Origin of the sequence: Megasphaera sp. UBA4382, assembly GCF_002391155.1 — a bacterium.
In the GTDB taxonomy this organism is placed as follows: domain Bacteria; phylum Bacillota; class Negativicutes; order Veillonellales; family Megasphaeraceae; genus Megasphaera; species Megasphaera hexanoica.
Window position 1 is genome coordinate 25,605 of the sequence record NZ_DGRS01000024.1, and the last position, 13,633, is coordinate 39,237.

Annotated in this window: 12 protein-coding genes; 11 read left to right on the top strand and 1 reads right to left on the bottom strand. The window is 46.9% G+C overall.

Translation table 11 applies throughout. The features are described 5' to 3' along the window. Positions 1–83: 83 nt before the first annotated feature. From B4H10_RS02645 to B4H10_RS02655, 3 genes are all read left to right on the top strand, one after another. Positions 84–491: a hypothetical protein gene (locus tag B4H10_RS02645; RefSeq protein WP_292018122.1), complete on the top strand. Its 408-nt coding sequence runs from the start codon at positions 84–86 to the stop codon at positions 489–491. Then, positions 488–1,222: a DNA/RNA non-specific endonuclease gene (locus B4H10_RS02650; RefSeq protein ID WP_113855014.1), complete on the top strand. Its 735-nt coding sequence runs from the start codon at positions 488–490 to the stop codon at positions 1,220–1,222. Before B4H10_RS02645 ends, B4H10_RS02650 begins: the two co-directional genes overlap by 4 nt. 222 nt (positions 1,223–1,444) lie before the next feature. Further along, on the top strand, positions 1,445–2,401 hold the full coding sequence (locus tag B4H10_RS02655; protein WP_059076897.1) for an AEC family transporter: 957 nt from the start codon (positions 1,445–1,447) through the stop codon (positions 2,399–2,401). Positions 2,402–2,486: 85 nt separating this feature from the next. Here the strand turns inward: B4H10_RS02655 and brnQ are convergent, their stop codons facing one another. Continuing rightward, positions 2,487–3,836 (bottom strand): branched-chain amino acid transport system II carrier protein, encoded by a 1,350-nt coding sequence (gene brnQ / locus B4H10_RS02660; RefSeq protein ID WP_059076898.1) that lies wholly within the window; start codon positions 3,834–3,836, stop codon positions 2,487–2,489. 421 nt (positions 3,837–4,257) lie between these two features. Here brnQ and B4H10_RS02665 point away from each other — a divergent pair, with 421 nt between their 5' ends. The 8 genes from B4H10_RS02665 (at position 4,258) to rsmH (ending at position 13,601) form a co-directional block, all read left to right on the top strand. Next, positions 4,258–4,857 carry a hypothetical protein gene (locus B4H10_RS02665; protein WP_292018123.1) on the top strand — a complete coding sequence of 200 codons (600 nt, stop codon included), beginning with the start codon at positions 4,258–4,260 and terminating at the stop codon, positions 4,855–4,857. 200 nt (positions 4,858–5,057) lie between these two features. After that, positions 5,058–6,014 (top strand): lactate/malate family dehydrogenase, encoded by a 957-nt coding sequence (locus B4H10_RS02670; protein ID WP_059076901.1) that lies wholly within the window; start codon positions 5,058–5,060, stop codon positions 6,012–6,014. A gap of 163 nt (positions 6,015–6,177) precedes the next feature. Continuing rightward, positions 6,178–7,302 carry a DUF362 domain-containing protein gene (locus B4H10_RS02675; protein ID WP_059076902.1) on the top strand — a complete coding sequence of 375 codons (1,125 nt, stop codon included), beginning with the start codon at positions 6,178–6,180 and terminating at the stop codon, positions 7,300–7,302. Between the two features lie 172 nt (positions 7,303–7,474). Then, the gene (locus tag B4H10_RS02680) at positions 7,475–8,128 is read left to right on the top strand and encodes an HAD hydrolase-like protein (protein WP_292018124.1); all 654 of its coding nucleotides are present in this window, start codon (positions 7,475–7,477) and stop codon (positions 8,126–8,128) included. Positions 8,129–8,142: 14 nt separating this feature from the next. Further along, positions 8,143–11,064, top strand: coding sequence for an insulinase family protein (locus B4H10_RS02685; protein WP_292018125.1), 2,922 nt, complete (start codon positions 8,143–8,145; stop codon positions 11,062–11,064). A gap of 12 nt (positions 11,065–11,076) precedes the next feature. Further along, positions 11,077–12,024: a tRNA glutamyl-Q(34) synthetase GluQRS gene (gluQRS, locus tag B4H10_RS02690; protein WP_292018126.1), complete on the top strand. Its 948-nt coding sequence runs from the start codon at positions 11,077–11,079 to the stop codon at positions 12,022–12,024. Between the two features lie 198 nt (positions 12,025–12,222). Further along, a complete protein-coding gene (gene mraZ / locus B4H10_RS02695) occupies positions 12,223–12,660 on the top strand; it encodes a division/cell wall cluster transcriptional repressor MraZ (RefSeq protein WP_075582095.1) in 438 nt (145 codons plus the stop codon). An 8-nt stretch (positions 12,661–12,668) separates the two neighbouring features. Then, complete coding sequence (rsmH, locus tag B4H10_RS02700; protein ID WP_075582096.1) at positions 12,669–13,601, top strand: 16S rRNA (cytosine(1402)-N(4))-methyltransferase RsmH; 933 nt, start codon at positions 12,669–12,671, stop codon at positions 13,599–13,601. Positions 13,602–13,633: the final 32 nt, after the last annotated feature.

The following is a 13,633-nucleotide window of genomic DNA, read 5'->3' on the forward strand; positions in this document are numbered from 1 at the left end:
AAAAGGATTCAGGCTGCGGCCTGGATCCTTTTTCTATTAGCGGACACTCTATGATATAATGGTACGTATCAGGAGGTGAGTTCATGATTATCATGACAGTAGTAGACGATCATGGCGGGCTTTGTTTCAATCAGCGCCGTCAGAGCCAGGACCGGAAATTGCGACAGAGGATGCTGGAAATTGCCGGTACAAAAGGCATCTGGATGGATGTTTATTCTGCGTCCATGTTCACAGAAGCGGCGGACCGGATCCACGTTGACGACGATTTTTTGAATCAGGCTGGCCAGGGCGATTTCTGCTTTGTTGAAGATAAGGCAGTCCTTCCCTATGCAGATCGTATCGAAAAAATCATTCTTTTCCGCTGGAACAGGGCCTATCCGTCTGACATGTATTTTGATATTACCCTGGAAAGTCCCTGGAGGTTGCAGGAAAGTCATGACTTTTCGGGATTTTCCCATGATACTATTACAGAAGAGGTATATGCAAAATGAGACATCTGACCAAGATACTGATGGTGCTGCTACTTGCCTTTTGCCTTATTCTTACGGCTTGCGGACAGTCACAGAAGACATCGTCGCATGAAAAGAAGGTACAGAATCAGACTGTACAAGTTAAGGGAAATAAGGAAGAATCGTTTGATCTTTCTAACATTCCGGCATTTTCAGGAAAGCCGTATGTTGTCATCCATAATAATGTTCCTGATTTTCCTGACAAAGACAAGACGAAGAAATCTTTTGAAAGGTACAGTGAGCTTGATTCACTGGGACGTTGCGGTCCGGCCTATGCCAATATAGGAAAAGATCTTATGCCTACAAAAAAAAGGGGTGCCATAGGCAGTGTCAAACCAAGCGGATGGCATCTGGCCAAGTATGATAATGTCGATGGGAAATATCTGTACAACCGCTGTCACCTTATTGGATATCAGTTGACAGCAGAAAATGCCAATCCTAAAAATCTGATCACAGGTACGCGGTATCTCAACGTCGAAGGTATGCTTCCTTTTGAAAATATGGTAGCCGATTACATTAAAGAAACGAATCATCACGTTTTGTACCGGGTAACTCCCATTTTTTCCGGCAATGATCTCGTTGCCCGCGGGGTACAGATGGAGGCATGGTCGGTAGAAGACAAGGGGGCTGGCATCAAGTTCAATGTCTTTGTCTATAATAACCAGCCAGGGATTACCATCGATTATAAAACTGGCAATAGTAAGAAACAATGAAACGCGGAGCTGTCACACCAGGATATCCCTGATGGGGCAGCTCTTTATTATGAAATCATATTTGTCTGTTTTGTTGTATGCGGCCAGACAGGGTATACGTAAGGCAACATAGATAATTGATATATTAGTATGCTAAGATACTGATTTTTTTCTGGACAAACATCATAAATATACTATAATAGCTAATGTGATTTCATCAATTTTCGGGAGGACGAGACTCGTATGGCCTTTACAGCATCGATAGAAAGTATTATTCCTATATTGCTCATTATTCTGACGGGATATGTGCTGGAGAAGAAACAGTATTTGTCCGATTCCTTTGGCAATGATATTTCAAAAATCATCATGAATATTGCATTGCCGGCTGCTGTTTTCGTATCTATGATGAAATACATGTCCCTCAGTATGGTGCGCCAATTGTCAGAAGGGTTTACACTGGTCGCTGTCGGAGTGATCGCCTGGTATGTCCTGGGCTGGATCTGGGCCCGCATGACGCATGTTCCGGCTGGCCGTCATGGCAGTTTTGTTGCGGCTGTAGCGAATACGAATACTTTATTTATCGGCTGGCCTCTCAATATGGCCTTATTCGGTGAAGAAGCCATGCCGTATTTTCTGGCATATTTTCTGTTTTGCAATACGTCCTGCTGGACAATTGGGGCATTTCTCGTGGCAGACGATCCATCCGATGCGGCGGGCACAGAAAGACGGCATTTTAATCTGAAAAAGCTTTGTCCGCCGCCTCTTACCAGTTGTCTGATTGCCTTTCTCTTTTTGCTGGCAGATATATCCGTTCCGGCCCCGGTGATGACGGCAGCTGGTTATATCGGCAGCCTGGTTACCCCCTTATCCCTGTTGTACATTGGACTGGCCCTGGCTAAGGCCGGGGTGGGCAATATTTCTTTTGACAGAGATACCATTGCCGGGTTTACAGGCCGTCTGATTCTGGCACCGGCCGTCATGGCGGTCGTGCTTATCGCTGGCCAGGACCTGTTAGGCCCTATGCCGGCATTGGAATTTGATACCTACATCGTCCAGTCTTCCCTGCCTATCATGGCGGTACTGCCGATTCTTGCCAATGAAGCCCATGGTGACGTACGGTACGCGACAGGCATTGTGACGGCCAGTACGGTATTGTTTGCAGCAGTCATACCGGTCATCGTGTATGCACTGGGCGTGTAAGACAAAATAAGAGAGGAGCCTCTCGTGAAAACTGTGATTTTCATGAGAGGCTCCTCTCTTGTTTTCAACTTTTTATCAGAACATTTCAAGCTTCATCGGGTAACGTTTCCGGCTTCTTTAGAATTGCAGCTGCAATCAGGCCGACGACGAATCCGGTGAGGGCAAAGATGATCCAGCCGAGACCGATAGCCTGGAAGGGAACATAGGTGTTCATCAACTCAGATAACGATCCAAGGGGAACACCGGCTGTTTCTAATCCGCTGATAAGGGCGGAGAAACAAGTGAACCCTATGGTAGAAATGTAGACGATGCGGTTTCCATTAAACACATTGTGCATGAACGTGAGGAATATCGTTGCCACCGTAAGCGGGTAGAGGAACATCAGGACCGGAATGGCTGTCTTGATAATCGTCAGCAGACCAAATGTGCCAATCAGGAAAGAGACAATGGTAAAGCCCCGCAGATAGGCTGTATAACTGATGCGGTCATAAATTTCATTGAAGAAGGTAGCACACGATGTGAGAAGGCCGATACTGGTGGATAAGCAGGCTAAGAGGACGATGACCGCCAAGAGGATTGCACCGGCATTACCAAAAAGTATCAGGGCACTGTTGGCAAGGACGGGAGCACCGGTTTCCAGGATTCCCAGTGCCTGCACACTCGTTGCGCCGAGGTCAGCAATGAATACATAGACGAATCCCAGGCAGGCTGCTGCCAGAAGACCGGCTTTAAAAACATCCCGTGTCACCTTCTGCGGTGTATCAGCGCCGTTTTCTTTGACGAATTTAATGACTAAAATAGCGAATACGAAGGAGCCCATGGCATCCATAGTGCCGTATCCGTCGATGAAACCCTGAACGGCAGCCATGCTGGCTGTAGCGTAATGAGCAGTTGGAGCCTGAGGGACACCCATCGGGGTGAGATAGGATTTTAAAATCAACATGACGATTGTTACCAGCAGACATGGTGTAAGGATTTTGCCGATGCGATCGACCAGTTTGGACGGGTTGGCAGACAGCCAATAGGAAATAATGAAGAATAGTACCAGGAAGGCTGTCATTTCCATATCAGAACCGCCACTATTCAGGAAAGGCCGTACAGCGATTTCATAGGATACGCTGCCTGTACGGGGAATACAGAACCAGGGACCGATGGTCAGATATACTACGACGGAAAATACGAGACCGTATTTAAGCCCTACGCGGCTTGCCAGCTGGCGCAGGTCTTCACAGCCCGAATATCCCATGGCAAGTACACCGGCCAGCGGAAGTCCTACCCCGCTGATGATGAAGCCCAGAACGGACCACCAGACGTTATAACCGGCATTTTGTCCCATCGATGACGGGAAAATCAGGTTGCCGGCACCAAAGAATAATGCAAACAACATGAGACCAATAGCAATGACTCTGGAACTTTGATTACTACCCTTACTCATACATCATACCTCCCATCGGATGCGGAGAATAAAGATGCGCTTCCTGTAACTGAAATCCCGTCCAGCTGTACTGATTAAAAATGGTTGCACACAAATATAGGCCCAAACTATACCTGCGCTTTATGAGCTCACATTTTTTAGCAGATGTAAAATAATAACTGGTACATTTCTTATTCTCCGCTACTGTAAATTTTAATAGAACCATAAAATTTACCTTTTATGACCTAAGTATATCATAAAAAAGAAAAAAATCAACGACATAAAATTAAAAATATTAATAACGAAAATATAAAAAATTAAAATTTGATGAGTAAACCGGCGATTTGTCAATGCTTTGACTGCCTATGATATAATATATATAAGTTCTATTTATAAATTCCATGACGAAACCATATATTCTCATGAAAAGGAGTTTCTGTATATGAAAATAAAAAATGTTGCTATTTCTATTGCCATCAGTGTATTTTGTCTGACCGCCGCACCTGTTTTTACCCATTCAGATGTAGTCTGGGCTGCTAAAGGTGGGATTTCTGTCAAGTCAGCACCCCGTACGGCACCGGCGATGACGAAGCCGGCAAGTAATACGGGAAATACGACAAGGCAGGCTCCTAAATCAGAAACTGGCACTACCAATACCCGACAGCAGGCTAAAACAGCTGGTAACGGAGCAGGCACGGCCGCATCACAGACTTCACGATGGGGGAATACGCTCCGTAACATAGGATTCCTGGCAGGAGGTATGTTCCTGGGGAGTATGCTGGCCGGCCTTTTAGGATGGGGCAGTATGGGAATCTTATCAACTATTCTGGGGCTGTTCATGAATCTTCTCCTGTTCATGTCATTGATTGCAGCCGTGCGCTGGTTATGGCATAAGATTCGCGGGAAAGATCATTCGGCAGATGCCTCGTACCGCCGGGGATATGAAGCAGCGATGCGTGATAAAAATAACAGGCATTCCTATACAATCGATGTGACACCGATAGACGAAACAGAAAACAAAAAGCATGACAAAAAATCATAAGCATTGGTATAAGATGCATTTAGAGAGATAAATATTCGAGATTATACGATTAACTTGCGCTTTGTGTGCATTAAAATTCATTCTTATTTTGAATTACAAATGATTACTCATTTACAAATCAAAAGGACAGGCCTATCATATACGTATAGAGATTTGTGAACTCTGTAACATAATTTTCTGCGAGAAAAGAGGAATTTATCATGAGTATCAAAAAAAGAATTGTTGGTGTAGTTGGATTAGGCCACGTTGGCGCTCATGTTGCGTATAATCTGGGAATGATGGGGGTTGCTGATGAAGTCAAGCTGTGTGATAAAAACGCTGATAAAGTAGCCAGTGAATGCAATGACCTGATGGATGCTGCGTATTTTATGCCTCACCGCGTCGTATATAAAGTTGTAGATTATGCCGGTTTGGCAGACTGCGATGTCATTGTTAATGCCGTTGGTAAAATTGAATTACTGGCAACGTTGAACCGTGACAGCGAAATGGAAAATTCTGTCAGGGAAGTAGCCAGCTTTGTCGATAAAATCATGGCTGGTGGATTTGACGGCATTTTTGTCAATATTACCAATCCCTGCGATGTCATTACCGACCTGGTACAGAAACTGAGCGGTCTGCCACGCAACCGCGTATTTGGTACAGGGACCGGCCTTGATTCGTCCCGGCTCATCAGTGCTATTTCCCAGCAGACGAATTTGGAACACCATTCGTTCACGGCATTCATGATGGGAGAACATGGCAATGCTCAGATGGTTCCCTGGTCTCTCATTTCTTTCCATGGCAAACCGCTTTCCGAACTGAAAGGCGATCCTCGCTTTGACTTTGATCATGAAGAAATGACGAAACGCGTCATCAACGGTGCCTGGACTACCTTTAAAGGGAAAAAATGCACGGAATACGGTGTAGCTGCTACAGGGGCTACCGTTGTCCGTTCCATTTTGCATGATGAAAAGAAGATTATGCCTGTCAGTGCTTATCTCGACGGCGAATATGGTGAAACAGGTATTTATTGCGGTATTCCTGCTGTCGTCGGTGCCAATGGGGTAGAACAGGTCATGGAATACACGCTGACTGATGATGAAAAAGCAGAATTCAAACGCTGCTGTGATGCTATCCGTGGCAACATTGCCAAAGCGGAACAGTTCTGGAAGAAATAAACCATTCAATAAATAAAATGGTAATATAATCAGCCGGCTGTCCTGTCTCTTTTATGATGACAGGCAGCCGGCTTTGTTTTACTTGACTTTGAGCGGGCTCCATGTGATATGATAATGATGTTGTAATATAGTTATGGTGTGTATTGTATGACAGGAGGGCAATATGGAAAAAGCAAAAGTATATTTTACAGATTTCCGCTGTAAAGTAGGTACGAATAATCTGATGAAACTGCAGAAACTCTGCCGCCGTGCCGGCATTGGCAACATTGATATGGATGGAAAATTCGTTGCTATCAAGATGCATTTTGGTGAACTGGGGTGTCTGGCATCTATCCGTCCCCAGTATGTCAAGGCTGTAGCAGATCTGGTAAAAGAAATGGGAGGGAAGCCATTTCTTACGGACTGTAATACGCTCTACCCGGGCAGCCGTAAACACGCCCTGGAACATATGGACTGCGCCAATCTCAACGGCTATAATACGGTGACTACGGGCTGTCAGATCATTATCGCGGATGGGCTGCGCGGTACCGATGAAGTAGAAGTCCCTGTAAAAAATGGGCAATACGTACAGAATGCCAAAATCGGTCGGGCCGTCATGGATGCCGATGTCTTTATCAGCCTGGCTCATTTCAAAGGTCACGAATCAACCGGGTTTGGCGGTGCTATAAAAAATATCGGCATGGGCTGTGGCAGCCGGGCAGGAAAAATGGAACAACATTCGTCAGGCAAACCGGAAGTCATCGAGGAAAATTGCCGCAACTGCCATCGCTGTGCCAAAGAATGCGGATCCGACGCCATTACATATGAAAATGACGTAGCTCATATCAATGAAGAACTTTGTAAAGGCTGTGGCCGTTGCATCGGTGCTTGTGCTTTTGACGCTATCCAGACGGTACAATGGGATGCCAATGATAAATTAGACCGCAAAATGGCTGAATATGCCCAGGCCGTCTGCCAGGACCGGCCCTGCTTCCATATCAATCTCGTCATGGATATTTCACCGAACTGTGACTGTCATGCTGAAAACGATGCTCCTATCCTTCCGGACATCGGCATGTTTGCTTCCTTTGATCCGGTAGCACTGGATCAGGCTTGCGTCGATGCCTGCCAGAAACAACAGCCTCTGCCCAACAGCCAGTTGGCGGATAATCTGGCAAAACCAGACTGGCATCATCATCACGACCACTTCCTTGACAGCAATCCCCGCGTCAATTGGGATGAAACGCTGGTACATGCAGAAGAAATCGGTCTCGGCACGCGCCAGTATGAATTAGTTGTCGTAAAATAAAACTATCGTGAAATAATATCGCAAACTTAAAGAGAGGGTTGTCCCTGCATGAGCAGTGCGCTCATTTGGCGGCAACTCTCTTTTTCATACTCCTTATACTGGATAACCATTCTCAAATATGATATTATATATAAGATATGTAAAAGTAATACCATATAGCAGGAGGAGAAACATGTTCAAACATGTACTATTTGATTTAGACGGGACTCTGACTGATTCGAAAGAAGGAATCATCAAGTCTGTAGAATATGCACTGCTGAAGCTTGGGGAATCAACGGAAGGACGGCTGGACCAGCACATTGTCGTCGGCCCGCCGATGATGACGACGTTTACCCAGGTTTATGGCTTTTCCGAAGAAAAAGCGCGGCGTCTGTATGATACATTCCAGGAACGGTACGGTACCAAAGGGCGTTTTGAAAACCATCCGTTCCCGGGAATCCTGGCTCTTCTGGATCAATTAAAGGAAGCGGGCATCAAATCGTATGTTGCTACGTCCAAACCGACTGTACATGCCCGGGCCATATGTGAGAAATTCGGGATCAGCCAGCGGGTGGAACTCGTCGCCGGCAGTACCCTTGGAGGCAACGAAACAAAAGCTGATGTCATCCAGCAGGTTCTCGATACAATCGGACCACAGGCAGAAGGCAAGGCTGTCATGGTAGGCGACAGGAAATATGATGTCATCGGTGCCAGAGAAATGAAGCTGCCTGTCATCCTCGTCGGGTTCGGATATGGAAGCAAGGCAGAACAGGAAGCCTATCCGCCTGATTATTTTGCCCCTGATGTGGAAGCATTAGGCGATATTATTCTTCATACACAGTCGTAAGAGGAGGCTTTTTTATGACATTGAAAGTAAAAGACACGCTGCATGGATTTCACATAGACCGGTCCGTTTATGTTAAAGAACTGGATAGCCAGGCCTATGAAATGACCCACGTCCAATCCGGAGCCCGCGTCCTGTATATTCAGAATGAAGACGACAATAAGGTGTTCTCCATTTCTTTTCGCACGACGCCTTCTGACAGTACAGGTGTACCCCATATTTGTGAACATTCCACATTGTGCGGTTCCCGGAAATTTCCATTGAAAGAACCGTTTGTAGAACTGGTCAAAGGGTCTCTCAATACATTTCTCAATGCGATGACATTTCCTGATAAGACCATGTATCCTGTAGCAAGCCGGAATGCAAAGGATTTCCATAACCTGATGGATGTATATCTGGACGCCGTGTTTTTCCCTAATATGCTGAAAGATGGACAGGTACTGATGCAGGAAGGCTGGCACTATGAAATGGACAGCCCGGAAGCACCTCTGACGTACAGCGGCGTCGTTTACAATGAAATGAAAGGCGTCTTTTCTTCTCCCGATTCACTTATGGAACGCCATGTCATGGAAAACCTGTTTCCCGATACAACGTATGGCGTAGAATCAGGTGGGGATCCTGACGATATTCCCAATTTGACGCAAGAGGCTTTTACGGCTTTCCATAAGGCCTATTATCATCCTTCCAACAGTTATATCTTTCTGTATGGGGATTTGGATGTTGACGGCACACTGGATTTTATCGATTCTGAATATCTCAGTAAATTCCATGCAGCACATATCGATTCAGCCATCAAAAGACAAGCCTGCCCGGGCAGTTGCGTCCGTACCTATCCGTATGGCATCGCTTCAGGAGAAAAAACGCAGCAGAAGACACTGCACAGTCTGACCTATGTCATTGACGATGCTTTGGATACGACACTGGCATTGGCTTTTAAGGTGCTGACGTACGTCCTGTTGCAATCGCCGGCGGCGCCCCTGAAAAAAGCTCTCGTCGATGCCGGTGTCGGCCGCGATGTGTCCGGTGATTTCCAGGATGGTATCCTGCAGCCGTTGTGGGGAATTTCCATCAATGGTTCAGACCCGGATAAACAGGCCAAGATTTTACCGGTTGTCCGGCAGTTCCTGACAAAGATGGTTCAGGAAGGCGTGGATAAGACCTTATTGACCGGTGCCCTGAACCGCATTGAATTTACTTTGCGGGAAGCCGATTTTGCCGGTCGTCCCAAGGGATTGATTTATGGTATCCGTTGCATGGATACCTGGCTGTACGATAAAGATCCGCTGGCTTCTCTGCAATATGAAGATGCGTTGCAGACTCTCCGCCGGGGGATTGACAGCGGATATTATGAATCTCTTATCAAGAAATATATACTGGATAACCCGTATTATGCTCTTGTTACACTGGTCCCGGAACCCGGTCTGACAGAAAAACATGATCAGGCTGTGGCTGACAGACTGGCAGCGTATAAAAAGACTTTATCTGCTGAAGACATACAGCAGATTGTTGAAGCATCCAAGGCCTTGAAAAAGAGACAGGCTACACCCGATTCCCCCGAAGCTTTGTTGACAATCCCTACTCTTTCCCGGGATGATCTGGAACATAAAGCGGAAGAAATAGAAATGCAAACGTCTTCTGAAAGTGGGATTACGGTGTGCCATGTACCGGATCATACAAACGGTATCACCTATGTCAATGCGTATTTTGACCTCCATGGTTTTACCCCCGAAGAGATTTCCTATGTATATCTCCTCAGTGATCTTTTGGGAGACATGGATACGAAAGATCATACATATGGAGAACTGGCTTCCCTCATTGATTTGTATACTGGAGGTATCGATTGCGCCGTATCTGCTTTTTCTGATTGTGAAGATAATGGGCAGTACATGCCTGTCTTTAAGGTAACGGCTAAGGCACTCCGTCAGAATATGCCGGAACTGATCCGTCTGATGCGGGAAATTACGACAGAAACACTTTTTACCAATACAGAACGTCTCATTGAACTGGTCGAGGAAACCAAAGCGGGCTGGGATATGGATGCATTCCGCCGGGGGCATACGCTGGTCATGCACCGCGTTCTGTCTTATGTATCACCGGTAGAAGGATTCTGCGATGCCGGCGAATTTTCGTACTATGAATTTATCAGCCGGATTGCTGCCGGAATCAGGACGAAAACGGATGATACAATCATGAAGCTGCAGCATGTCATGAAGAAGGTGTTCACCCGGGCAGCTATGACGCTGGAAATAACGAGTGATACAGAAGATTACCAGCAGGTCATAGGACTTTTGCCGGACTGGGCGCAACAATTGCCCCAGGGAGAAAAACGCACAGACCTTTGCCGTCTGGGCGGTCAACGTAAAAACGAAGGCATCATGACCAGTGGCAAGGTACAGTACGTAGCAAAAGGTGGGAATTTCCGCAGCCATGGCTTTGTGTACACCGGTTCTATGATGGTTCTGGATACGATTTTGCAATATGGATATCTCTGGACGAAGATTCGTGTCCAGGGAGGAGCGTACGGGGCGTTTACCCGTTTTTACGGCAATGGCGACATGGTGTTCTGCTCGTATCGCGACCCCAATCTGGAAAGCAGCGTCAGAGCGTACGATGATCTGGCAGATTATCTGGAACAATTCGACGTTACAGACCGGGAAATGACAAAGTATGTCATTGGTACATTGAGCCGCATTGATATTCCACTGACACCTTCCCTAAGGGGAGATAAGGCGATGAACCGCTATTTCTCCCATATGACACAGGCCCTGGTTCAGCAGCGCCGGGATCAGCTCTTACAGACGACGGCTGCAGATATCCGGGCTCTGGCACCATTAGTGCGGGCGGTCATGAATGATAATTGCCTTTGCGTGATGGGGGGAGAAGGTAAAATAAAGGATGCAGCTGCTTTGTTTGACAACCTCATTTCCTTGCCGGATTAGGATGTGAATAGTATGCGGGGACGTTTTGCACCCAGCCCGACGGGCTATATCCATTTGGGAAATGTATGGACTGCCTTTCTTGCCTGGCTGCAGGTACGGCAACAGAATGGAACTCTGGTACTGCGCATAGAAGATATCGATGAACAGCGGTCTAAGCCTGTATATGTAAAGGCACTGCTGGAAGATCTGGCCTGGCTGGGGTTGGACTGGGATGAAGGGCCTGGAAAAGGCGGCTCTTACGGATCATATATCCAGCAGGAACGGTATCCGCTATATGAAAAAGCCATGCAGGAGCTGCAGGAAAAACATCTGTTGTACCCCTGTTATTGCAGCCGTGCCAGATTGCAGGCCATAGGAGCGCCCCATGAAGGGGAGCATCTTGTATATGATGGGCATTGTTATGGCATGACGGAAGAACAGCGCCGTCATATGGACCGGAAGCCATCCTGGCGCGTCCACGTCCCGGACGTTTCTGTCTCGTTTACGGATGGCTGCTATGGGGCTTTTTCGGATTATCTGCCCCGTGTTTGTGGTGATTTCGTCGTCCGGCGTGCCGATGGCCTGTATGCATATCAATTGGCCGTTGCCGTCGATGACGGGGCTATGGGCATTACCCATGTGCTGCGCGGCCGGGATTTGTTATCTTCGACAGCCCAGCAGATATGGCTCATGAAGGTGCTGGAGTATAGGGCACCTTCGTATACCCATGTTCCGATGCTGGTTGATATGTCTGGTAACCGTCTTTCTAAGAGACAGAAAGGCATAACAGTCCGCAGCCTTCGTGAACGCGGTGTCATGGCTGATGCCATTTTATCTGCACTGGCCCTGGCCGGCAGACTGGTTACGGAAAGGCGTCTGTATCATAAAGAGGAATTAGTCCGCCGGTGCGATTTTCAAAAGATGACGACGCAGGACATTGTTCTGGAAGATACCTGGCTGGATGAACTGTTACACGGATAATCAAAATATAATAAGTTTGGCTATGTTGTATCATACATACTGTAGGAAGAAACAAAATACATCTTGTTTTTTTCTGCAGTATTTTTTTATCTTTTTTTTCAGATCTTTATCAGATTAAGCAATATTATTGTCATCGGGTGTGAAAATGTGGTAAAATGTGGTGAAAAGTGATAGATAATACGGAAGGGGGGCGACGCTATGTTCATGGGAGAATATTCGCATTCTATTGATACAAAAGGCCGCGTTATTATGCCGGCGAAATTTCGTGAAGAATTGGGAACGCATTGTATAGTAACCCGTGGACTGGAAGGCTGCCTTTCTGTATATACACAGGATGCCTGGAGAAATCTGGCTGATAAGATGAAAAAATTAAGGACCAGTAAAGAAAAGGTCCGGGCATTTAAACGATTTCTCTTTGGCAGTGCGGCCGAAGTTGAATTTGACCGTACAGGCCGTATCCTGATTCCCGGAACGCTGCGGGAATATGCCGGCCTTAAAAAAGAAGTTACAGTCATCGGCACAGGTGACAGCATAGAAATCTGGGACAAACAATCTTATGAAGAATATGCCGCCCGTACCGTGCCGGCGATGGAAGAGATTGCTGAAGATCTGGAAGATCTGGATCTGGACATATAGGAGTACTCATGGAATTTCATCATGTCAGTGTATTACGAAATGAAACAATTAATCATCTCATCGGTGATCCCCATGGTATATATGTAGACTGCACACTGGGAGGGGGAGGTCATTCCCGCGTATTGGCCGAACGGCTGGCCGGTGATGCAACGCTGATTGGACTCGATCAGGATGAGGATGCCATTGCGGCGGCTACAGCCCATATGAAAGGGACAGCCTGCCATTTTATACCGGTGCAGGAAAATTTCCGCAACCTGGGCCAGGTCCTGGACAAGCTGCACATAGATGCCGTGGACGGGGTCATGTTTGACCTGGGCGTGTCGAGTTACCAGCTGGATACGCCGGAACGGGGTTTTTCCTATATGCAGGACGGGCCACTTGATATGCGGATGGACCGGTCTGCCCGGAAAAGCGCTTACGATGTGGTCAATACATATAGTGAAGCTGAGTTATACCGTGTTGTCAAAGACTATGGGGAAGAACGCTGGGCCAGCCGTATTGCTGAATTTATCGTCAGGGAACGGCAGCAGAAGCCCATTAGTCATACGGCTGAACTCGTATCCGTCATCAAGAAAGCTATTCCTGCGGGAGCCCGCAAGGATGGACCGCATCCGGCCAAGCGGACGTTTCAGGCAATCCGGATTGAAGTCAATGATGAACTGGGTATTCTCCATGATGCCGTCGAAACGGCAGCGCAGCGGTTAAAACCGGGCGGACATATCTGTGTTATAACCTTCCATTCTCTGGAAGACCGCATTGTCAAGCAGACGTTGAAACGATTGGCAACGGATTGTATCTGTCCTCCCGATATGCCTGTCTGTACGTGTCACCATCATGCCATTTTAAAGATACAGCGCCATGCCATCACGCCGGGAGAAGATGAGCTGGAACAGAATCCCCGGGCCAGAAGTGCTAAATTACGCGTCGGAATTCGTAAGTGATGGATAGGCAGAGGAATTTTCGTTTTTAATAT